At 64.0% G+C, this 19,298-nt stretch carries 23 protein-coding genes; 16 read left to right on the top strand and 7 right to left on the bottom strand.

Translation table 11 applies throughout. The annotated features are described in order from the left end of the window. Nucleotides 1-5 precede the first annotated feature (5 nt). The 3 genes from ESB00_RS12440 (at nucleotide 6) to ESB00_RS12430 (ending at nucleotide 2,580) form a co-directional block, all read left to right on the top strand. Nucleotides 6-263, top strand: a complete 258-nt coding sequence (locus ESB00_RS12440; RefSeq protein ID WP_129048006.1) for a type B 50S ribosomal protein L31 — start codon at nucleotides 6-8, stop codon at nucleotides 261-263. A gap of 130 nt (nucleotides 264-393) precedes the next feature. Continuing rightward, nucleotides 394-1,044 carry an HAD-IB family phosphatase gene (locus ESB00_RS12435; protein ID WP_218938740.1) on the top strand — a complete coding sequence of 217 codons (651 nt, stop codon included), beginning with the start codon at nucleotides 394-396 and terminating at the stop codon, nucleotides 1,042-1,044. 42 nt (nucleotides 1,045-1,086) lie between these two features. Next, a complete protein-coding gene (locus tag ESB00_RS12430) occupies nucleotides 1,087-2,580 on the top strand; it encodes a putative Na+/H+ antiporter (RefSeq protein WP_129048004.1) in 1,494 nt (497 codons plus the stop codon). 13 nt (nucleotides 2,581-2,593) lie between these two features. On the opposite strand, the gene ESB00_RS12425 is transcribed toward ESB00_RS12430, so the two are convergent. Next, nucleotides 2,594-3,862, bottom strand: a complete 1,269-nt coding sequence (locus ESB00_RS12425; protein WP_129048003.1) for a Glu/Leu/Phe/Val family dehydrogenase — start codon at nucleotides 3,860-3,862, stop codon at nucleotides 2,594-2,596. Nucleotides 3,863-4,035: 173 nt separating this feature from the next. Here ESB00_RS12425 and uvrB point away from each other — a divergent pair, with 173 nt between their 5' ends. Beyond that, on the top strand, nucleotides 4,036-6,054 hold the full coding sequence (gene uvrB, locus ESB00_RS12420; RefSeq protein WP_129048002.1) for an excinuclease ABC subunit UvrB: 2,019 nt from the start codon (nucleotides 4,036-4,038) through the stop codon (nucleotides 6,052-6,054). Nucleotides 6,055-6,210: 156 nt separating this feature from the next. On the opposite strand, the gene ESB00_RS12415 is transcribed toward uvrB, so the two are convergent. Further along, on the bottom strand, nucleotides 6,211-6,894 hold the full coding sequence (locus ESB00_RS12415) for a hypothetical protein (protein ID WP_129048001.1): 684 nt from the start codon (nucleotides 6,892-6,894) through the stop codon (nucleotides 6,211-6,213). 199 nt (nucleotides 6,895-7,093) lie between these two features. On the opposite strand from ESB00_RS12415, the gene ESB00_RS12410 reads away from it, so the two are divergent. The 6 genes from ESB00_RS12410 (at nucleotide 7,094) to ESB00_RS12385 (ending at nucleotide 10,920) form a co-directional block, all read left to right on the top strand. Continuing rightward, entirely contained in the window at nucleotides 7,094-7,369 is a 276-nt protein-coding gene (locus tag ESB00_RS12410; protein WP_129048000.1) for an acylphosphatase, read from the top strand. Between the two features lie 2 nt (nucleotides 7,370-7,371). Next, the gene (locus ESB00_RS12405) at nucleotides 7,372-8,142 is read left to right on the top strand and encodes an ABC transporter ATP-binding protein (protein ID WP_129047999.1); all 771 of its coding nucleotides are present in this window, start codon (nucleotides 7,372-7,374) and stop codon (nucleotides 8,140-8,142) included. After that, a complete protein-coding gene (locus tag ESB00_RS12400) occupies nucleotides 8,129-8,917 on the top strand; it encodes a hypothetical protein (protein ID WP_129047998.1) in 789 nt (262 codons plus the stop codon). Before ESB00_RS12405 ends, ESB00_RS12400 begins: the two co-directional genes overlap by 14 nt. Further along, nucleotides 8,892-9,599: a tetratricopeptide repeat protein gene (locus ESB00_RS12395; RefSeq protein WP_129047997.1), complete on the top strand. Its 708-nt coding sequence runs from the start codon at nucleotides 8,892-8,894 to the stop codon at nucleotides 9,597-9,599. The genes ESB00_RS12400 and ESB00_RS12395 overlap by 26 nt, the downstream gene beginning before the upstream one ends. A gap of 12 nt (nucleotides 9,600-9,611) precedes the next feature. Further along, nucleotides 9,612-10,496 carry a 1,4-dihydroxy-2-naphthoate polyprenyltransferase gene (locus tag ESB00_RS12390; protein ID WP_129047996.1) on the top strand — a complete coding sequence of 295 codons (885 nt, stop codon included), beginning with the start codon at nucleotides 9,612-9,614 and terminating at the stop codon, nucleotides 10,494-10,496. Between the two features lie 115 nt (nucleotides 10,497-10,611). Next, nucleotides 10,612-10,920, top strand: a complete 309-nt coding sequence (locus tag ESB00_RS12385; protein WP_129047995.1) for a hypothetical protein — start codon at nucleotides 10,612-10,614, stop codon at nucleotides 10,918-10,920. A gap of 169 nt (nucleotides 10,921-11,089) precedes the next feature. On the opposite strand, the gene trxA is transcribed toward ESB00_RS12385, so the two are convergent. Genes trxA through ESB00_RS12370 form a run of 3 tightly spaced genes read right to left on the bottom strand, consistent with a single transcriptional unit; the run spans nucleotide 11,090 to nucleotide 12,489 of the window. After that, nucleotides 11,090-11,413: a thioredoxin gene (trxA, locus tag ESB00_RS12380; RefSeq protein ID WP_129047994.1), complete on the bottom strand. Its 324-nt coding sequence runs from the start codon at nucleotides 11,411-11,413 to the stop codon at nucleotides 11,090-11,092. Nucleotides 11,414-11,456: 43 nt separating this feature from the next. Beyond that, nucleotides 11,457-11,711, bottom strand: coding sequence for a hypothetical protein (locus ESB00_RS12375; protein ID WP_129047993.1), 255 nt, complete (start codon nucleotides 11,709-11,711; stop codon nucleotides 11,457-11,459). Next, nucleotides 11,686-12,489: a segregation and condensation protein A gene (locus ESB00_RS12370; RefSeq protein ID WP_129047992.1), complete on the bottom strand. Its 804-nt coding sequence runs from the start codon at nucleotides 12,487-12,489 to the stop codon at nucleotides 11,686-11,688. The genes ESB00_RS12375 and ESB00_RS12370 overlap by 26 nt, the downstream gene beginning before the upstream one ends. 127 nt (nucleotides 12,490-12,616) lie before the next feature. Between ESB00_RS12370 and ESB00_RS12365 the strand changes: the two genes are divergently transcribed. The 3 genes from ESB00_RS12365 (at nucleotide 12,617) to rpmG (ending at nucleotide 14,733) form a co-directional block, all read left to right on the top strand. Next, a complete protein-coding gene (locus ESB00_RS12365) occupies nucleotides 12,617-12,988 on the top strand; it encodes an NADH-quinone oxidoreductase subunit A (RefSeq protein ID WP_129047991.1) in 372 nt (123 codons plus the stop codon). Nucleotides 12,989-13,115: 127 nt separating this feature from the next. Then, a complete protein-coding gene (locus ESB00_RS12360) occupies nucleotides 13,116-14,468 on the top strand; it encodes a diadenylate cyclase (RefSeq protein ID WP_129047990.1) in 1,353 nt (450 codons plus the stop codon). Nucleotides 14,469-14,568: 100 nt separating this feature from the next. Next, nucleotides 14,569-14,733: a 50S ribosomal protein L33 gene (gene rpmG / locus ESB00_RS12355; protein WP_091054709.1), complete on the top strand. Its 165-nt coding sequence runs from the start codon at nucleotides 14,569-14,571 to the stop codon at nucleotides 14,731-14,733. Between the two features lie 92 nt (nucleotides 14,734-14,825). Here rpmG and ESB00_RS12350 read toward each other — a convergent pair whose 3' ends face one another. Both ESB00_RS12350 and ESB00_RS12345 read right to left on the bottom strand, forming a co-directional pair. Beyond that, complete coding sequence (locus ESB00_RS12350; RefSeq protein WP_129047989.1) at nucleotides 14,826-15,101, bottom strand: hypothetical protein; 276 nt, start codon at nucleotides 15,099-15,101, stop codon at nucleotides 14,826-14,828. Nucleotides 15,102-15,211: 110 nt separating this feature from the next. Next, nucleotides 15,212-16,288: an Mrp/NBP35 family ATP-binding protein gene (locus ESB00_RS12345; protein ID WP_129047988.1), complete on the bottom strand. Its 1,077-nt coding sequence runs from the start codon at nucleotides 16,286-16,288 to the stop codon at nucleotides 15,212-15,214. 115 nt (nucleotides 16,289-16,403) lie between these two features. On the opposite strand from ESB00_RS12345, the gene ESB00_RS12340 reads away from it, so the two are divergent. From ESB00_RS12340 to ESB00_RS12330, 3 genes are all read left to right on the top strand, one after another. Continuing rightward, nucleotides 16,404-17,579 carry a PD40 domain-containing protein gene (locus ESB00_RS12340; RefSeq protein WP_129047987.1) on the top strand — a complete coding sequence of 392 codons (1,176 nt, stop codon included), beginning with the start codon at nucleotides 16,404-16,406 and terminating at the stop codon, nucleotides 17,577-17,579. Nucleotides 17,580-17,582: 3 nt separating this feature from the next. Beyond that, nucleotides 17,583-18,359, top strand: a complete 777-nt coding sequence (locus ESB00_RS12335; protein WP_129047986.1) for a TIGR00282 family metallophosphoesterase — start codon at nucleotides 17,583-17,585, stop codon at nucleotides 18,357-18,359. 85 nt (nucleotides 18,360-18,444) lie between these two features. After that, entirely contained in the window at nucleotides 18,445-19,296 is an 852-nt protein-coding gene (locus ESB00_RS12330; RefSeq protein WP_129047985.1) for a PIG-L deacetylase family protein, read from the top strand. Nucleotides 19,297-19,298: the final 2 nt, after the last annotated feature.

The raw sequence follows: 19,298 nt of genomic DNA, 5'->3' as shown, positions 1-19,298 counted from the left end.
TTCCCGTGAAGACCGAAGGCCATCCCGTCCTCAACAACGTCTGCTTCCTCGACATCGGAACAGGCAAGAAATTCCTCACCAAGTCCACGATGAAGTCCGCCCGCGTCGAGAAGATCGACGGCCAGGACTATTTCGTGGTGGTGCGCGACGTGACCATGGATTCGCATCCCGCCTACACCGGCGAGAAGCGCCTCGTGGACACCGCCGGTCGCGTCGAGAAGTTCACCACGAAGTTCAAGCGCGGCGCCGCCAAGGCCAAGTAAGGCCGGCCGTCAGTCCCGCTCTCCGAAGCCCTCCCTCGCGGAGGGCTTTTGTTTTTTTGATCACCACGAAATCCACAAAACAGACGAAAAAGAATAGGCAGCTCCGGGTTTCGTGTATTTCGTGGGTTTCGTGGTGACCCAACCGACCAAGCTGCTCTGCCTCGACTGCGATTCAACGCTCAGCGCCATCGAGGGCGTGGATGAACTCGCCCGCTTGCGCGGCCCGGCCGTGCTGGCCCAGGTTGCCCAGATGACCAACGACGCGATGGACGGGAAAATTCCGCTCGAGTCGGTCTTTGCTCGCCGGCTGGAAATCATCCGCCCGGGACGCTCCGAGGCTGCGGCCATCGGCGAGCAGTATATCCGCGAAATCGAGCCCACGGCCGTGGCGACCTTGGCCACGCTCAAGGCGGCCGGCTGGACCCCGGTCATCGTCAGCGCCGGCTACACCCAGGTCATCGAGCCGTTGGCGCAACTGCTGGGCATCGCGCGCATCGAGGCCGTGCGGCTGGATTTCGACGCGGCGGGCAATTACACGGGCTTCGACGCCGCGCATCCGGCCACCCGCAGGGGCGGCAAACCCGAGATTGTCCGCACGCTCAAGGCCGAGTTCCGGCCCGCCCGCGTCGTCGCCGTGGGCGACGGCGTGAGTGACCTGGAAACGCGTGATGAGGTTGACCTGTTTGTGGGCTTCGGTCGTTATGCCGAGCGCGCCAAGGTTAAGGCCGGGGCGCATGCCTTTATCCAGAGCCTCGCGGATCTGATTCCGTTGCTGGCGTAAATCCGGTTGCGGTTCGCCGCGGCCTGAATCCTCAGTCCTCCCATGATGCGCCGAACCGTTTACAGCCTCCTTTTCTTTCTGCTCGCGCCTGCGCTGTGGTCCGCCGGGGCCGCTCCGTCCGGCGATTTTCCCCGCGCGCTCTCCAGCTACGCCGATCCGGCGGGTGCGGGCGTGCTGGATATCCTGAAATCGCGCGCCGCAGCCGAGCCGTTCAATGTCGTGGCGACGCTGATCTTCGTGCTGGCGGTGCTGCACACCTTCGCCACCGCGAAGATCCGCCACTGGGCGCATGTCGTCGAGCATCGGCACCTCGAGCGACTGAAACAGCGGCCCAACCAGACCGATCGTGACGGCGACGGTCGGCCGGACGAAGTCAGCTTCTGGGGCCAGATCCTGCATTTCTTTGGTGAGGTTGAGGCCGTGTTTGGCATCTGGGTGATCGTGCTGGGCGGTGCCATCGTGTGGTTCAAGGGCGTGGACACGACTGTCGGCTACATTGCGCACACGGTTAACTTCACCGAGCCCATGTTCGTGGTCGTGATTATGGCGCTGGCTTCGACCCGGCCGGTCATGCGCCTGGCCGAGCAGTGCCTCAGAGCGGTCGCCTCGCTCGGCGGTGGCCGGCCCGTGGCGTGGTGGTTCTCGATTCTCACGATCGCGCCGCTGCTGGGCTCGTTCATCACCGAGCCGGCGGCCATGACGATTGCTGCGCTGCTGCTCGGCAAACAGTTCTACGATCTGAAGCCCTCGCCGAAGCTGATGTATGCGACGCTGGGCCTGTTGTTCGTTAACATCTCCATTGGCGGCACACTCACGCACTTTGCCGCGCCGCCGGTGCTGATGGTCGCGGCGGCTTGGGGCTGGGACATGAAATACATGTTCACCCACTTCGGCTGGCACGCGGTGACCGGGATCGTGATCTCCAATGTCGTCTATTTCCTGGCCTTCCGGAATGAGCTGCTGGCGCTCAAGACGCCCGATCGTTCCGGCGAACGGGCCGAGGAGCCGGTGCCGGCCTGGGTCACGTTTGTGCATCTGCTGTTCCTCGGTTTCACGGTTTGGGCGGCGCACACGCCGGTGCTTTTCATCGGCGGATTCCTGTTCTACCTGGCTTTTGCCCAGGCCACGGCCCACCACCAGAGCAAGGTGGAACTCCGCGGGCCGATGCTCGTCGGTTTCTTTTTGGCGGGTCTGGTGATCCACGGTGGGTTGCAGGCTTGGTGGATCGCACCCGTGCTTGGCAGCCTGGGCGAAGTGCCGCTCTTTGCGGGCGCGACGATCCTCACGGCCTTCAACGACAACGCCCTCATCACCTATCTGGCCACGTTGGTGCCCGGTTTCAGCGAGGAACTGAAATATGCGGTGGTGGCCGGCGCCGTGACTGGCGGCGGCCTGACGGTCATCGCGAACGCGCCGAACCCGGCCGGCCAGTCCATCCTGCAGCGCTATTTCCCGGAGGGCGTGTCGCCGCTCGGCTTGTTCCTCGGCGCCCTCACGCCCACCTTGGTCGTAGTGTTCTCCTTCATGGTGCTGTGAGGGGGCTTCCGACTCACGGGAACAGGCCTCGCTTGGACTTCGCCTCCGCGACGCGGCTGATGCCGAGAAGGAGGGCGGCGGTGCGCCGGGAGCAGTTATATTTCTTTTTCGTCTCCTCGACCGACGCCTTCGCCTTGGCGAGCATGCGGTAGAGTTTGTCGAAGACTTCGTTCTTCGTCCAATAGTAGTTCTGCTGGTTCTGCAGCCACTCGAAATAGGAAACGATCACGCCGCCGGAGTTGCAGAGCACGTCGGGGATGATCTCAATGTCGCCGCGCTGGGCGAGAATCTCGTCGGCTTTGTTGGTGGTCGGGCCGTTCGCGCCCTCGGCGAGCACGCGGCAGCGCAGTTTGCCGGCGTTCTGTTCGGTGATGACGCGCTCCAGCGCGGCCGGGATAAGCACGGTGCATTCCAGCTCCATGAGCTGTTCGTTCGTGATCGGTTCGCCGCCGGGGAAGCCTTGGAGAGTCTTATGCTGCGCCACCCAGGCTTGGGCGGCCTTCAGGTCGAGGCCCTTGGCGTTGTAGACGCCGCCGGTGTAGTCGGAGATGGCGATGACTTCGGCGCCCCAGTGATAGAGTGCATGGCCGGCCTCGCTGCCGACGTTGCCGAAGCCCTGGATGGCCACGGTCGTCTTCTCGGGTTCGATGCCGAGGTCCTGGAGGTAGGATTTCACGAACCACGCCACGCCTTCGCCGGTGGCCTCGCGGCGGCCGAGCGAGCCGCCGAGGACGATGGGTTTGCCGGTGATGACGCCCGGGTCGAAGTGGCCCTTGTGGTTCGAATAGGTGTCCATCATCCAGGCCATGACCTGTTCGTTGGTGCCGACGTCGGGCGCGGGGATGTCCACGTTGGGTCCGATGAAGGGCAGTATTTCCTGCATGTAACGGCGGGAGAGTCGCTCGAGTTCCGTCGTGGACAGCTTGCGCGTGTCCACGATCACGCCGCCCTTGGCGCCGCCGTAGGGCAGGCCGGCGAGCGAGCACTTCCAGCTCATCCACATGGCCAGCGCGGCGACCTCGCCGAGCGTGACGTCGTGGTGAAAGCGGATGCCGCCCTTGGCCGGGCCGGTGGAGAGGTTGTGCTGCACGCGGTAACCCTCGAAGATCTCGACGCGGCCGTCGTCCATGCGCACGGGCATGGAGACGATCACGCAGCGGCGGGGGCGCTTGGTGCGCTCCCGGACGGAGGCGTCCATTTGGAGGATGTCGGCGGCGATATCGAACTGCCGGCAGGCCTGTTGGAAGACAGTGGATTGATAGACGGTGCTCTCGAGTGACATTGGGGTAGGGGCCGGAGGGGCCCGGTTTGTTAGGCGCCCAGCTTGGTAGATTTAGTGTCATAAGCAATTTGCTTTCGGCCTGAACGGTGGTGCGCAAAGCTTCGGCTCCTGACACAGGGCTGACAGTGGCTCGTGTTAGCCTTTTGCCCGATTCTGACTCAGATTCTCCGGTTATGCCCCTGTTCAAACTCCATGCGGAATACCAGCCCACCGGCGACCAGCCCCAGGCCATCCAGGCGCTGGTGGATTCGCTCCGCGCGGGCAACCGCCATCAGACGCTCCTCGGCGTCACGGGCTCGGGCAAGACCTTCACGATGGCCAACGTCATCGCGCAGCTGGACCGGCCGGCGCTGATCATCTCGCACAACAAGACGCTCGCGGCGCAGCTCTACTCGGAGTTCAAGGCCTTCTTCCCGGAGAACGCGGTCGAATACTTTGTCAGCTACTACGACTACTACCAGCCCGAGGCCTACGTGCCGTCGAGCGACACCTTCATCGAGAAGGATTCCTCCATCAACGAGGAGATCGAGCGCCTGCGCATCGCCACGACCAGTTCGCTCGTGAGCCGGCGCGACGTGATCGTGGTCGCCAGCGTGTCCTGCATCTACGGCCTCGGCTCGCCCGAGGAGTTTTTCTCCATGCGCATCGTGCTGGAACGCGGCGCCACGCTGAACCGCAACAAGTTCCTGGAGCGCCTCGTGGACAACCTCTATGAGCGCAACGACTACGACCTGAAGCGTGGCGCCTTCCGCGTGCGCGGCGACACGGTGGATGTGATGCCCGCTTACCTGGAGCACGGTCTGCGCGTGGAGTTTTTCGGCGATGAGATCGATTCACTCACGGAATTTGAGTCGGTCAGCGGGGCGGTGATCCGCAAGATCGACCGCTTCGAGCTCTACCCGGCCAACCAATACGTGACGTCGCGCGGCAAGCTCGACGTCGCCATCGGGCGCATCAAGGCCGAGTTGGAGGAGCGCGTGGCCTTCTTCGAGAAGGAGCAGAAGTATCTCGAAGCCCAGCGCGTGCGCATGCGCACGACCTACGATCTCGAGATGCTCCAGGAAATGGGTTTTTGCAGCGGCATCGAAAACTACTCGCTGCACCTCACCGGCCGGAAGCTCGGGGACCGGCCGTTCTGCCTCGTGGATTTCTTTCCCAAGGACTTCCTTACGCTGGTGGACGAGAGCCACGTTTCCATTCCCCAGATTGGCGGCATGTATAACGGCGACCTGGCGCGCAAATCCACGCTGGTTAATTTCGGCTTCCGCCTGCCCTCGGCCCTCGACAACCGGCCGCAGAGTTTCGCCGAGTTCCAGTCCATCACCGGTCAGACGCTCTACGTCTCGGCCACCCCGGCGCCGTTCGAGCTGAAACTCTCAACCGTTATCGCGGAGCAGGTCATCCGTCCGACGGGTCTCGTGGACCCTCAGATCACGCTGCGTCCGACCAAGGGACAGGTCGAGGACCTGATCGGCGAGGTGCGCAAGGCCGTGGAGGCCGGCGAGCGCGTGCTCGTGACCACACTGACCAAGCGCCTCTCCGAGGACCTCACCTCCTACATGCGCGATTCGAAGATCCGCGTCGAATACCTGCATTCCGACATCGACGCCCTCGAGCGCGTCGAGATCCTCCGCAACCTGCGCCGGGGCAATTTTGACGTGCTGATCGGCATCAATCTCCTGCGCGAGGGCCTCGACCTGCCCGAGGTGGCGCTGGTAGCCGTGCTCGACGCCGACAAGGAGGGATTTCTCCGCAGCGCCACCAGCCTCATGCAGACGGCCGGGCGCGCGGCGCGCCACGAGAAGGGACGCGTCATCTTCTACGCCGACAACATCACCGAATCCATCCGCAGCACGATGGACGAGGTGGCCCGCCGCCGGGAGAAGCAGCTCGCCTACAACCGCGAGCACGGCATCACCCCGCGCAGCGTGAAGCGCGGCGTGCAGGCCAGCTTGCGCATGTATGACGGCAAGGACCGAGACGACGAGGCCGCGGTCGCCGAGTCTGCCGACGACGTGAAAGCCGTGATCGCCGAACTGGAAGACGACATGCAGGTCGCCGCCGGCAAACTGGAGTTCGAACGTGCCGCCCTGCTGCGCGACCAGATCAACGCGCTGAAGACCGGCGACTACAAGAAACTCGGCGCCAAGCCGGCAGCTTACGGACGGAAAGGGAAGAAGAAGGCCAAGTAACCTATTCTGTCATCCTGAGCGGAGCGAAGGATTCAAGGGAAATTCGCCGTCGCGAATCACTGGATTCTTCGCTGCGCTCAGAATGAAACGCGGACGGGCATAAAACAAAAAGGGCGCACCCGATGTGCGCCCCTGGATCGGATCGGCTGCTCCGACTCACTCCGGCTGGATTGATCCGCCGTGGTTCTGGCGGCACTCGTTCATGACGCGCAGCCAGATCTCGCGCAGGTCGAAGAGTCGCGGGGTGGCGTATTCCTTGTAGCGCAGGGCCAGAGGCGTGGCACCGGCGTCCGGCTCGTTCAGCCGGGCCAGCGTCAGGTTCAGCTCCTGGAGGGCGCGTTTGAAGAGCACGACGGCGAGCGTATAGTCGCCCATTTCCAGCGCCTGAACGGCTTGGAGCGCCTGCTCGTGACCACGGTAGAGGAGGGCCTGCAGCGTGATGCCGAGTGCGGGCGGCACCCGGCCGGGTTGTGCGGCCACGCGCTCCCAGTGGGCGATCAGACTCAGGTAAAGGGCGCGCGAGGAGATATAAACCGGGTTGCGATGCAGCGTGTAGGGATCCCACGGCCCGTCGAATATCTCGTTGGTGGCATCAAGGTCGATTTCATCCTCTTCCAGCGCCTCGGGGGTTTCGTCAGCCGCCAACTCCCAGCCCATGCGGCGGGCAGCCTCGTCAATCCGGTCCATGGAGGCGGGCAACTGGTCGTAGTACTTGATGTAGTCGCGGACCGCCGTCTCTTGGTTCGCGAGGTATTTCTGCCAGTCAGCCTCGGTCCAGGAAAGTTCTCCGCAGTCGTCCCAGTCGTTGTCGAACAGCCCGTCGGATTCAGGATTGGTCATGTAAGGAAGCGCCTTGCGGCGTTGCCCTGCACAATGTGTGCCGGGTGCCTTCACGCAAATAAAAAGACCGCCGTTTGTCCGCGCCTGACGCTTCGCGCTTTTCCCCCTCGCCGCGACCGCGACCACCGACGCGGAACAGCCTGAAATAAGGTCATAACTGGGTGTTGTCAGTCCGGTGACGCGCGGTTCTTCTGCCTGCATGAGCGGGGTTTATCATACCATCGTGTATTTCAGCGGCCGGGTGCAGGGCGTGGGCTTTCGCTACCAGACGCTGCAGGTGGCCAAGGAGTTTGAGGTTTCCGGTGTGGTGCAAAATCTGCCTGACGGGCGCGTGCAACTGGAGGCGGAGGGCCGGGCGCAGGAAGTGAAGGATTTCATCGCGGCCGTGCAGGAGCGCATGGAAGGCCACATTCGCAAGGTGGAGCAAACGAGTGCGACGCGCTCGCCGCAATTTGCGGGCTTCACCATCCGCTAGCCATGCGAAGCGGGGCAACCTGGGCGGTCGAACTCGACGGTTTTGGCAAAACCTATCGGGCAGGCTGGGGTGGGCGCACGGTGCACGCGGTCGAGACGCTTTCGCTACGGCTGCCGGCCGGTCAGGTGCTCGGGTTGCTCGGGCCGAACGGCTCGGGCAAGAGCACCACGCTGAAGGCGCTGGCGGGACTCTTGCAGCCTTCGGCCGGTTCCTGCCGGATCTTCGGGGAGCCGGCGGGCAGCGATGCGGCGCGGGCGCGGATCGGCTACCTGCCCGAGTCGGTCCGGTTCGCGACGCATCAGACCGGTCGCGAGTTTCTGCGCTACTGTGCCGGTCTGAGTTCGCTGACGGACGTGCAGGCGGAGCCGCGGATCGAGGCGGTGCTGGCGTGGACCGGCCTGGGCGATGCGGCCGGGCGGCGCATTGCGTCTTACTCGAAGGGCATGCGGCAGCGGCTCGGTCTGGCGCAGGCGGTCCTGCATGAGCCGCAAATCGTGCTGCTCGATGAGCCGACCAGCGGCCTCGATCCCGAGGGACGCCTGGCGGTGGTGCGGCTGATCCGCGAACTGGCGGCGCAGGGGCGCACGGTCGTGTTCACCTCGCACCTGCTCGCGCAGGCCGAGGATGTCTGCGACCGGCTGGCCATGCTGGGCAAGGGACGCCTGCTGGCCAGCGGCACGGTGGGCGAATTGCTCGGGACCTTTGAGCGCGCGCCGGTGGCGACTTCGCGCCTGGAGAAAATTTACCTCGAGCGACTGCATGCACTGTCCTGAGCAAAATCGTCTTGGAACCGGAATCAGGCGAATGCGGCAGGTGGCGGCGCAAACGCTGATCGAGGCACTGCGCCTAAGACTCACAGTGCTGCTGTCGGTGGCCGGGGCTGGACTCGTGCTGATGGCGCTCTGGTTGCGGACCTTCAATTTCGGTGCGGCCGAGCTGAAGTTCATCGCGGACCTCGGCCTTGGTGTGATGGGCCTGTTGGGCACATTGCTGGCGGCCCTCTGCACAGCGCATCTGACTTATCGCGACCTCGACGGCGGGCTGGCGGCGGTCGTGCTGACGCGCCGGGTCGGACGCGGCGAGTATCTCGCCGGCAAGGTGCTGGGCGTGGCGGCGCTGCTGGCGCTGTTCACCGCGGCTCTGGCTTTGGTGCTGGGTATCATGCTCGGCGTGCGCGAGGCCCAGCTCGGGGCGACATTTGTGCCATTGCCGATTTTTCTGCAGGCCTGCGCGCTGGTGTGGCTGAAACTGACACTGGTCGCGGCGATGACCCTGCTCGTGTGCAGTTATGCCGGCTCAGAGCTGTTCGCCGTCTGCGCCGGACTGATGCTGGCGGTGGTGGCGCACCTGCGGCCGTTCACGCAGGCGGAGGGTTGGTTGTCGTGGCTGCGACTGTGGCCCAATCTCGGTCTGTTCGACGCCGAGCCTTTGCTCGCCGGAACCAAACTGGGGCTGACGGGACTCCTGGGGCTGACCGGGTATTGGGCGTTGTTCATGGGATTGTTCACCGGGCTGGCTGCCTATGTTTTCTGGCACCGGGAGATCTGAACATTTTGCGCGGTGGCTGCCGGCGGTTATTCTGCCGGCGACATTGCTCCTGGTGCGACCGTGGGAAGCCAGGCTGGGCCCTCCGCCCGACGCCAGCGCCACCGGTTCGCTGGCGGTGCTGGGCGGAATGCGGGCAGTGGCGGCCGGAGGCGCCTGGCTCAAGGCCAACCTTGCCTGGGAGCGGAGAGACCAGACGGCGACGCTGGGCTTGCTCGAACTGACCGTCGCGTCGGATGATCGCCCGCTATACTTCTGGTTCAACGCTGCGCGCATGATGGCGTATGATTTTCCGGCATGGCGGTCGGCGGACGCGCCCATGCTGCTGCGGGAGCGGATCGCCGCGGAGGAGGCCCGGCGGGCGCTGGCGTTTTTGGAGCGCGGAGTGACGCGACATCCGGCCAAGGCGGCGTTTTATCTCGAGATGGCAAACATCCGCCTGCGGGCGCTGGGCGACAAGGAGGGAGCGGCCGCACTCTTCAGGCTCGCCGCCGAGCAATCGGGCGCGCCCTATCACGCGGCCAGGATTTATGGGGAGCTGTTGCGCGAACTGGGGCGTCCGGCCGAGGCGCTGGCGTGGCTGAGGAGCGTGTTGCCAGGACTGCCGGCGGACGATCCGGCGGCGCGGCGCGACGTGGTGGAACAGCGCATCAGGGAACTTGAAGCGTTGGTCAGGGCCCGCTAACGCTGGAGGTCCATGTTCTCCGTCCGTCACTGGCTCGAAGCCTCACGTCCCAAGACCCTGCCCGCCGCGGTGATCCCCGTCATGGTCGGCACGGCGCTGGCGGCGGCGCATGGCGCGGCGGATTATGGCAGTGCGGCCATCTGTCTGGCCTTTGCGCTGCTCGTGCAGATCGGCACGAACTTTGCCAACGACTACTTCGATTTCGTGCAGGGCGCCGACACGCCCGCGCGCGTCGGGCCGCGGCGCGCAGTCGCCGCCGGTTTGATCGCACCCCGCACGATGCTGGCGGCGACGTGGCTGGTGTTGGGTGTGGCTTTTGCGGTGGGCTTGCTGCTGGTGCGCGAGGGCGGGTGGGTGCTGCTGCCCATCGGCATCGTGAGCATCGTGTGCGCGATCGCCTACACCGGCGGACCGTTTCCGCTGGGCTACAACGGGCTGGGCGACGTATTCGTGTTCATCTTCTTCGGCTTGGTGGCGGTGTGCGCCACATTCTACGTGCAGGCCGGTTACGTGTCGCCCGATGTGATTTCGTGCGCTGCGGCCATCGGGCTGCTGGCGGCAAATATCCTCGTGGCGAACAATTATCGCGACGCCGAGACCGATGCCCGGGTGGGCAAGAAAACGCTCGTGGTGCGCTTCGGGCGAAAGTTCGCCGTGTGGCAATACGGGTTGTCGCACCTCGTGGCGCTGCTGTGTCCGGTGGCGCTGATTGTGACCGGCGGCTATCGCTGGCCGGTGTTGCTGCCGCTCGTGCTGACCATGATGGCTATGCGCCTCACGCACCGGCTCATGGCATCGTGCGATCCGAAAGAGCAGATCGCGCTGCTCGCTCGCACGGCAGGATATTTGGCGCTGTTTGGTGTGCTGCTGAGTGTTGGGGTGGTGATCGGGAAATAGAAAAAGCGGAATGCTCGCGCAATAGTTGCACCGTTACCCATAGGAGGTCTTCGGGTTGTCGTGCCTCAATAAATTAATCGGAAAATCTCCTAGGCCTCATAACGTTGATCGGCAAATGATCACGACTCCATCCAATGCTGTATTGGAAAGAGACTTTTATGCGCGATTCTTCGGCGGGATGCTTGGCATCAATTTCCTCTTCTACACTTACTCAGTAATCACCGGCGGGATTTTGGCATTCTACTGTGTATATCTCGGCCTGCTCCTAAATGGACTGGTGGTCATAGTAGGGGTTTGCGTGGCGATACTCCAGAAGAGGAAGGTGGAGAGATTCAGACTCGCTCGGGCAGTGGCGGCGGTTGTCTCGGCGGGTGCGCTGGCTGGCGTAGTCGGCGGATATGCGATTCTGGCATTTGCGAAATGAATGGTAGGAATTAGAAGCCGATTCAGCAGCCGCATCGCAACGCCCTTGCGCTCACCTGGATCGCTCACACATCAGCGCTCAACATGGCGCCTTGGTCCAAGCAGGCCCGGCCAAAGAAAAAGGCGGGGTTCGGAGACTCCGCCCTAAAACGAAAACGAGCCTATGGCTCTCAGATCTTGCCGGCGAGCTTCGCCTTGAGCGAGGCCTTGTCCATCATGCCGACGAAGGTGTCGGCGAGCTGGCCGCCCTTGAAGAGCAGCATGGTCGGGATGGCGCGGACGCCGTACTGTGCGGCGAGCTCGCCGTTGTCGTCCACGTTGACCTTCGCGATCTTCAGCTTGCCGTCGAGCTCGGTGGAGAGCTCGTCGAGGATCGGGGCAATCGCCTTGCACGGGCCGCACCACGGGGCCCAGAAGTCCACGAGGGTGGGGGTCGCACTGGCGACGGCGCTGGAGAAGGTGTTCGTATCGAGGTGGGCGATTTTGTCAGACATGGTTTTGAGTTAAGTGGGTGACCGCCGAAAGGCAAGCCGGTGGCTAGCGAGGGGTGGCTTTATGGATGATCTCGGCCAGTTCCTGCGGCTCGACGGTGCGCAGGTGTTTGCCGCGGGTCTTCAGTTCCTCGAAGGTCTTGATGACGGTCTCGGTCATGCGGCCGTGCGTTTCTTCGGAGCCGCCGACGATGGTGAACTCTTCGGCGGAGGTGAGGCGCTTGTGGCCGTCTTTGTTATCCAGGCCGACGCCCAGCAGGTGGGCGGGCTTGGGCTTACGGCGACGGGTGGCTTTCTTCATCTTGCGGTGCCACCGTGGTCGGGGCGGCCGGGGTTTCAAGCGGGATTTCCTCCACGGCGACGCACAGGATGTCGGTGAAGGCCTCGTTCTGCTCGATGCGCAGCTTCTTGAGGCGGGTGAGCTCGAGCACGGCGAGGAATGTGGCGACGAGCCGGCGCAGCGTGGTGTGCTCGGGCAGGAGCGCGGTGAACACGAAAGACTTCGTGGTCTTGATGTGCTCCAGCACGTATTCCATCTGGTCGGCGACGGTCACCTGTTCGGCGTGGATCTCGCCGACGACGAGCTTCTCGGCCAGGCGGCGGAGCACGAGGTTGAAGGAATTCCAGACCTCGATGCGGTCCACATGCTGCAGGGGTCGGTCGGTGGCCGGCGCGAAGGCCGAAGCGATGCGGGGCAGGAGATTCTGCGCCTCGAAGGACATGAGCCCGAGCCGGCCGGCGGCCTCCTTGAACTTCTTGTATTGGATGAGCTGGTGGACCAGTTCCCAGCGCGGATCGAGGTCGTCTTCCTCGGCATTGGGATCGACTGCCTGCTGGTGCTTGGGCAGGAGCATGCGACTCTTGATCTCCATCAGCGTGGCCGCCATCACGAAGAACTCGCCGGCGAGCTCGATCTGGAGCTCCTTCATCGCGTAGATGGCATCCAGGTATTGCCGGGTCACCGTGGCGATGGGGATGTCGTAGATATCCAGCTCGTTTTTCCGGATGAGGAAAAGCAGCAGGTCCAGCGGACCCTCGAACACGGGAAGTTTGATGCGATAATCGGCTTCGGCAACCACGGGGCGAGTCGAGGGACGGAGCGGAGCCGGCGCAATGGAAAAGTCGGTGCGATGGGGTCGCGGTTGCCCTTTGGCCGCACCACTTTCCGCTTGAATCCGGGCCCTCGGAAGGGAACCTTCAGGGCCGATGTCCTCCGCCTTTCTGCCGTTTCTCATCCAGATCCTGCTCGCCGCCGGCATCACCGTCGGCGTCATCGCGGCCAGCCACCTGCTTGGCCAGCGCGCGCGGGGCAGCAAGATCAAGGACGCGGCCTACGAGTGCGGCATCCACTCCGATGGCAGCACGCACACGCGCTTCTCGGTGAAATTCTACGTCACCGCGATGCTGTTCATCCTGTTCGACATCGAGGTTGTGTTCCTCATCCCCTGGACCTTCGTCTATCGCGACTTTCTCGCCAACCACATCTCGATTCTCGCCCCGATGCTGTTCTTCCTCGGCGTGCTCGTCCTCGGCCTGTTCTACGAAGTGAAGAAGGGTGCTTTGGAGTGGGAGAAGTAAAGACCGCGCCGAGCGCGGCAAATCCCAGACGCCAAAGGTCCAAATTCCAAAAATGGCGTTCGAACCCTCACTCCGCTCCGTTGGTCGGCTTTGGGTTTTGGCGTTTGGGCACTGGAATTTTTAACGCATGCGGCTCGACAAATACATCTCCCGCGCCCGTGTCGCCGACCTTGGCAGCGCCGATCTGGAGGGCGCGCTGGTCGAGCTGCTGAATCTCACGGTCGAGCGCTTTCCCGACCTGAACAAGGATACGCTGCTCAAGGGCCTGTTGCGCCGCGAGAGCACGATGACGACTTACCTGGGCGGCGGCGTGGCCATGCCGCATGTGCGCCTGAAGATGAACCGGCGTTACCTCCTAGCCGTGGGGCGCAGCCACTACGGCATCCGTTACGACAGCGCGATCGAGAGCGAGCCGGTCCACCTCGTGGTGATGCTGCTCGCCGATGAGAAAACCCGGGATTACCTGCAGCTGCTCGCCGCCCTGGCCCAACTGTTCAAGGATCCGGCCTTCGTGGAGAGCCTGCTGAAGGCGCCGGACCTTGACACGCTTTACGAACTCCTGTTCGCCGGCTTTGGTGGCGTGGCCGTCAAGGCCCTGCCGGCATCGCAAACCCGGCTCAACCGTGTGGTCCTGCGCGAAGCCGGCCGCATTGCCACGGGCAGCGGTTGCACGGGACTCATGGTCTTTGGCGATGTTTTCACCGGCCGCATCCGCGCGCCCAAGATCGAGGGCTCGCTCAAGAGCATCCTCGTCACGCGCAACCTGCCCGAGGGCGAGGCGCGGCCCGGCCGCTTCGACGAGAGCGTGCAGGTTCGGTCCTTTTCCAGCCAACGGTTGGCCCAGCTGCGCAGCGCCGTGCTCGTCGGCCTGACCCGCGGTTTCATCACGTTCAAGGACCGCCTGTGCTGCATCGGCGGCCTGGCCGGTTCCAACCAGTTTGACGCCATCGTCATTGTTGACGTGGAGAAGGAGTTTTCGACCCTGCTGAGCGGGCACGCGGATCTGCTGCCCGCCGACGTGAAACCCGAGGTTTTGGAGCGCGTGATCGCCGTGGCGACCGAGCTGGCGGTGGAGGGCAGGGAAGGCCGCCCGGTTGGCTGCCTGTTTGTCGTGGGCGACCACGAGAAGGTTGAGAAACTGACCAAACCGCTCGTGCTAAATCCGTTTTACGGCTACAAGGAGGAGGATCGCAACATCCTTAACCCGTTCATGGATGAGACGATCAAGGAGTTTTCCTCGATCGACGGAGCCTTTGTCATCGGCGGGGACGGCGTGGTCCACGCCGCGGGTGCGCTCATCCAGGCCGCGGACTTCAACCATGCCTTGCCCAGCGGGCTAGGCACCCGGCATGCGGCGGCGGCGGCAATCTCGGTCGCGGCCGATTGCATCGCCCTGGTGGTTTCATCCAGCACCGGCCAGGTGACGCTCTTCCGGCGGGGCGTGATGATGCCTTTGACGGAAAACAAGGTAAACGCCTGAGCGGGCGGTCCTTGATCAGGAATTCTGTAGGGAAGAAGATTGTGGTTGCACAGGCCTAGCGCGCGGCTTTTCTCTCGACCCTTCCAACCCATTTAAAGCCATGCAAGAAACCGTCACCCTGGAATGCACCGAAGCCCGTAAGGAGGGCAAACCCGCCTCCCGCTATCTCACGAAGCGCAACAAGAAGACCGTCACTGAGCGCATCGAGAAGAAGAAGTATAACCCCTTCCTCAAGCGCCACACGCTCCACAAGGAGATCAAGTAACGGATTGGCTGTAGCGGCGCTCTAGGAGCACCGCCACTACCTAAAATTTTCAAGGCCGGCTCCCTCGCGGGACCGGCCTTTTTGCTGGGCGCTTACTTCTTGTTGGCCTCGACCGGCATCGGGGGCGTGCTGGTGCCACCGGCGGCGAGTTGGGCGCGGCGGGCGGCTCGCCAGCTGTCGCGATGCTTCCGAATCCAGTCGAGCAACGCGCGTTCAAATCCGATGTCGTAGCCCAGGCGTTCGGACTCGATCCACTTGTGCTTCAGGATCTCCTCCCGTTCGGCCAGAAACTCCTGGTAGAGGCTCGATTGCTTTACGAAGTCTCGGTTATCGCCGCTGTCGGGAATCTGGGGACTGGGTAGGGGCATACGGGGACGCTCAGAAACAATATTCGGAATCTCCGACACTTCCAGTCGGCTGAGATTGGCCCGTCTTTAGCGTCATGTGCCGAAACGCTAGAGGTGTCGTCTCGCGCCTGTCAACCCGCGTGCGGCACTTTCAGCCGATTGAGCAGCGTCGTGGCGATTTCGCGGAACGCTTTGGCCGGTTTGCCCGACACCGCGCTCACCGTCACGGGCTGGCCGCTGTCGCCGCCGGCGCGGATTTCGGGGAAGAGCGGCACCTGGCCGAGAAGGCTCGTGCCGAGCATCTCCGCGATGGTCGCGCCGCCGCCTTCGCCAAACAGGTGCTGGCGCGTGCCGGTGGCATCCTCAAACCAGCTCATGTTCTCCGCGACGCCCAACAGGGGCACGTTGACCTTCTGGAACATCAGGCCGCCCTTGCGCGCGACGTTGGTGGCCGCAGGCTGCGGGGTCGTCACAAGAATGGCGCCGTCGAGGGGCAGGGTCTGAACGAGGGAAAGCTGGGCGTCGCCCGTGCCGGGCGGGAGGTCGATCAGCAGCACGTCAAGGTCGCCCCATTTCACGTTTTGGACGAACTGCTGGATCGTCTTCATGATCATCGGACCGCGCCAGACGACCGGGGTGTTGTCATCCACGAGGAAGCCCATGGACATGACCTTCACGCCGTGGCGTTCGAGCGGGACGAGATTTTCGCCGTCCACCTCGGGCCGGGCGCCGCCGAGGCCCATCATGAGCGGCACGGAGGGGCCGTAGATGTCGCAGTCCATCAGGCCAACGCGGCCCGGGCGGCCGGATTTTTCAAGGATCTGGGCGAGGGCGCAGGCGAGGTTGACCGCGAAGGTGGATTTGCCGACGCCGCCCTTGCCGGAGGCGATGGCGACGGAGTGTTTCAGGCCGGCGGGCGTGGTGCCTCCGCCGAGGTTGGCGGTGCCGGGCTTGGGCGCGGCTTTGGCGGCGGAGACCGCGAGTTCGACGATCACATCCTTCACGCCGGGTTGGGCGCGCAGGCAGTGCTCGATCTCGGTCTTGAGCATCGTCGGCACCTTGGGATCCGAGGTCGTGATGGCGACCGAGACCTTGGCCGTGCCGTCGGCGAAGGCCGCCGAGCGCACGAGTCCGAAGGACACGATGTCCCGGCTGAAACCGGGATACTTCACTTGCTTCAGGGCTTCCTTGATGGAGTCGGCGGTCACGCGGGATGGGAAAAGTGCTTGGAAAACAAGGCCGTTTTGACCTTGTGAGGTGCGAGCGGGGAGTAAAACAAAAACCCGCCGCGAACTTTTTTCATTACTTATCGTCCCACCCTCCATGCGTAACGCTTTTTGCCTCCTGTTCGGTCTGGTCCTCGCCACCGCCGCCATCGCCCAACGCGACATCGGCATCGTCGATGTCAAAGGTGACGCCAATGTCATGGGCATCACCGTGACGTCCTCGTCCGCCGAGCTGCAAAACCTCGCGATGCAGGCCTTCAACGCCCACGGCCGCTACAAGCTCTACGCCAGCGGCGCGAGCTACTCGATCAACTTCGCCCCCGCGGGCGCGACCTCGGTCACCGTGACCATCGCGCGCGGCGGCTCCACCACGCACACGCAGACGGTCTCCGGCACGAGTCTGCGCAACGCGCTCCTGCGCGCCGCCGACGTGGCCGTGACCAAGACCAGCGGCCTGCGCGGCTGGTTCGCCGGCAAGCTCGCCTTCGTCGGCGAGCGAACGGGCAAGACCGAGATCTACACCTCCGACCTCTTCTTCGGCGAACTCGTGAAGTGGTCCAGCGACGGCAAACAGGTCATCGGTCCCCGCTGGTCGCCGGACGGCTCGAAGATCGTCTATACCAGCTACCGCACCAGCTTCCCCGACATCTACCAGATCGAGTTCGCCAGCCGCCGCATTTCTCTCCTCGCCAGCTTCAAGGGCACGAACAGCGGCGGGCGCTTCAGCCCCGACGGTTCCCGCCTCGCCATGGTGCTATCGGGTGAGGGCAATCCCGAGGTCTATGTCGGCAACGCCTCCGCCCGTCAGTTGAAGCGCCTCACCAACAACCAGTCGGTCGAGGCCTCGCCGACCTTCTCGCCCGACGGCGGCCGCATCCTCTACGTTTCCGACGCCGCCGGTGGCCCGCAGCTCTACACGATTCCCGTAGGCGGCGGTTCCGCCACGCGCTTGGCGACCAATATTTCCAAATACTGCGCTGAGCCCGATTGGAGCGCCGCCGACCCGAGCAAGATCGTGTTCACCGCCGGCGTGGGCCGCGGTTACCAGTCGGCCGTCTTCGACACGAAGAGCGGCACCAGCAAGATCATCACCAAGGCGCCGACCGACGCCATTGAGCCGGTCTGGCTCGCGGACGGACGCCACATCATCTGCACCTACCGCGCCGCCAATACCAAGGTGCTCTACATCGTGGACACCGAGTCCGGCAAAGCCACGCGCCTCAGCCCGGCCGCGTTTGGCAACGCCGGCAACGCCAGCTACCTCGCGCCCTGATTCATGCGCCTGCTTTTTATCGGCGACATCGTCGGCAAACCCGGCCGGGAGATCGTTGGTGCGGTCGTGCCGAAACTGCGTGCTGAACGGGGAATCGATTTCGTCATCGCCAACGCCGAGAACGCCGCCGCCGGGGCGGGCATCACGGGCCTGATTGCCAAGACGCTGCTCGAATCCGGCGTGGATGCGATTACGCTGGGCGACCACGTCTGGGATCAGAAGGGATTTGAGACCGACATCGCCTCGCTCGACCGCGTGTGTCGGCCGGCCAATCTGCCGGCGACGAGCCCCGGGCGGGATTATCTGATCGTGGAAAGAAACGGCTTCCGCCTGCTCGTGTTCACGGTGCTCGGGCGCTCTTTCATGGGCCTGAAGGCGGAGTGCCCGTTCCTCTGCGCCGATGCCTTGTTGAAAAGACTGGCGGGTCAATACGACGGCGCCGTCATCGAGGTCCATGCCGAGGCCACCTCGGAGAAACAGGCCTTGGGCTGGCACCTCGCGGGACGTGCGACTGCGGTGCTGGGGACGCACACCCATGTGGCCACGGCCGATGCCGCGCTGTTGCGCGGGCACACGGCCTTCCAATGCGATGTCGGCATGACCGGTCCGCACGAGTCCGTGCTCGGTCGCGAAATCACGCCGGTCATCGGGCGTTTCCTCGACAGCATGCCGCGCCGCTGCGAGGTGGCGGTCGGCGACAACCGTCTGTCTGCCACGCTCGTCGAGTTCGGGGCCGATGGTCGCGCCTCGGGAGTGGAGTGGCTGCAGGTGAGGGGATAAGCGCTCCGTGGGCTGCCGGGCGGGCCTAACGCTTCGGGTGTTCTTTTGGTGTCCTTTTGCGCCTTTTTGTGGCTAAACCATCCGCGTGAATTTCTCCCAGCCCGCCGCTGACATCCATGTGCCTGACGGTCGCTCCGTCGCCAAGGCGCTGGCCCGCACCACGCACCTCTGTCTCGCGGCGCACCAGGACGACATCGAGATCATGGCCCACCAGGCCATCGCGGCCTGTTATGGAAAACAATCGGCCGGTTTCACCGGCGTGGTGGTCACCGACGGCGCGGGCAGTCCGCGCACCGGGAAGTTTGCCAAGTTCACCGACGAGGAGATGAAGGCCGAGCGCCGGGCCGAGCAGCGCCGCGCGGCAAAACTCGGCAAATACGCCGCCGTCATCCAACTCGCGCATCCCAGCGCCGTGGTGAAGGACGCCAAGGAATCCCGCGTGACGGCGGATCTCACGGCCATCCTGCGCGCCTGCGGTCAGCTGGAAGCAGTTTATCTCCACAACCCGGCCGACAAGCACGACACCCATGTTGCGGTGTTTCTCCGCTGTCTGGCCGCCCTGCGCTCCCTGCCGAAATCCAAGCGGCCCAAGCGTGTGCTGGGCTGCGAAGTCTGGCGCAACCTCGACTGGCTGGTGGACACCGACAAGGTCCTGCTCAACGATTCCGCCCGTCCCGCGCTGGCCGCCAAGCTCATCGGCGCCTTCCAGTCCCAGATCGCCGGTGGCAAACGCTACGACCTCGCCATCGCCGGGCGTCGCCTGGCCAACGCCACCTTCCACACCTCGCACGCGACCGACGCGGCGAACGCCGTGACCTGGGCGATGGATCTCACGCCGTTGATCAAGGACAACAAGCTGTCCGTCGAGCAATTCACCCTCGCGCATCTCGATCGCCTTCGCTCCGACGTACAGGCCCGGCTGCAGCGGTTCGCCTGAGG

The sequence above is a fragment of the Oleiharenicola lentus genome (assembly GCF_004118375.1).
Lineage (GTDB): Bacteria > Verrucomicrobiota > Verrucomicrobiia > Opitutales > Opitutaceae > Lacunisphaera > Lacunisphaera lenta.
Note: the sequence above shows the minus strand (reverse complement) of the source record. Positions and strands in the feature narration are given on the sequence as shown.

Excerpts from the sequence above, each read along its gene's own strand:
- ESB00_RS12430 (WP_129048004.1), top strand. The coding sequence starts at position 1,087 with ATGATGCGCCGAACCGTTTACAGCCTCCTTTTCTTTCTGCTCGCGCCT.
- ESB00_RS12425 (WP_129048003.1), bottom strand. The coding sequence starts at position 3,862 with ATGTCACTCGAGAGCACCGTCTATCAATCCACTGTCTTCCAACAGGCC.
- uvrB (WP_129048002.1), top strand. The coding sequence starts at position 4,036 with ATGCCCCTGTTCAAACTCCATGCGGAATACCAGCCCACCGGCGACCAG.
- ESB00_RS12415 (WP_129048001.1), bottom strand. The coding sequence starts at position 6,894 with ATGACCAATCCTGAATCCGACGGGCTGTTCGACAACGACTGGGACGAC.
- ESB00_RS12410 (WP_129048000.1), top strand. The coding sequence starts at position 7,094 with ATGAGCGGGGTTTATCATACCATCGTGTATTTCAGCGGCCGGGTGCAG.
- ESB00_RS12405 (WP_129047999.1), top strand. The coding sequence starts at position 7,372 with ATGCGAAGCGGGGCAACCTGGGCGGTCGAACTCGACGGTTTTGGCAAA.
- ESB00_RS12400 (WP_129047998.1), top strand. The coding sequence starts at position 8,129 with ATGCACTGTCCTGAGCAAAATCGTCTTGGAACCGGAATCAGGCGAATG.
- ESB00_RS12395 (WP_129047997.1), top strand. The coding sequence starts at position 8,892 with ATGTTTTCTGGCACCGGGAGATCTGAACATTTTGCGCGGTGGCTGCCG.
- ESB00_RS12390 (WP_129047996.1), top strand. The coding sequence starts at position 9,612 with ATGTTCTCCGTCCGTCACTGGCTCGAAGCCTCACGTCCCAAGACCCTG.
- ESB00_RS12385 (WP_129047995.1), top strand. The coding sequence starts at position 10,612 with ATGATCACGACTCCATCCAATGCTGTATTGGAAAGAGACTTTTATGCG.
- trxA (WP_129047994.1), bottom strand. The coding sequence starts at position 11,413 with ATGTCTGACAAAATCGCCCACCTCGATACGAACACCTTCTCCAGCGCC.
- ESB00_RS12375 (WP_129047993.1), bottom strand. The coding sequence starts at position 11,711 with ATGAAGAAAGCCACCCGTCGCCGTAAGCCCAAGCCCGCCCACCTGCTG.
- ESB00_RS12365 (WP_129047991.1), top strand. The coding sequence starts at position 12,617 with ATGTCCTCCGCCTTTCTGCCGTTTCTCATCCAGATCCTGCTCGCCGCC.
- ESB00_RS12360 (WP_129047990.1), top strand. The coding sequence starts at position 13,116 with ATGCGGCTCGACAAATACATCTCCCGCGCCCGTGTCGCCGACCTTGGC.
- rpmG (WP_091054709.1), top strand. The coding sequence starts at position 14,569 with ATGCAAGAAACCGTCACCCTGGAATGCACCGAAGCCCGTAAGGAGGGC.
- ESB00_RS12350 (WP_129047989.1), bottom strand. The coding sequence starts at position 15,101 with ATGCCCCTACCCAGTCCCCAGATTCCCGACAGCGGCGATAACCGAGAC.
- ESB00_RS12340 (WP_129047987.1), top strand. The coding sequence starts at position 16,404 with ATGCGTAACGCTTTTTGCCTCCTGTTCGGTCTGGTCCTCGCCACCGCC.
- ESB00_RS12335 (WP_129047986.1), top strand. The coding sequence starts at position 17,583 with ATGCGCCTGCTTTTTATCGGCGACATCGTCGGCAAACCCGGCCGGGAG.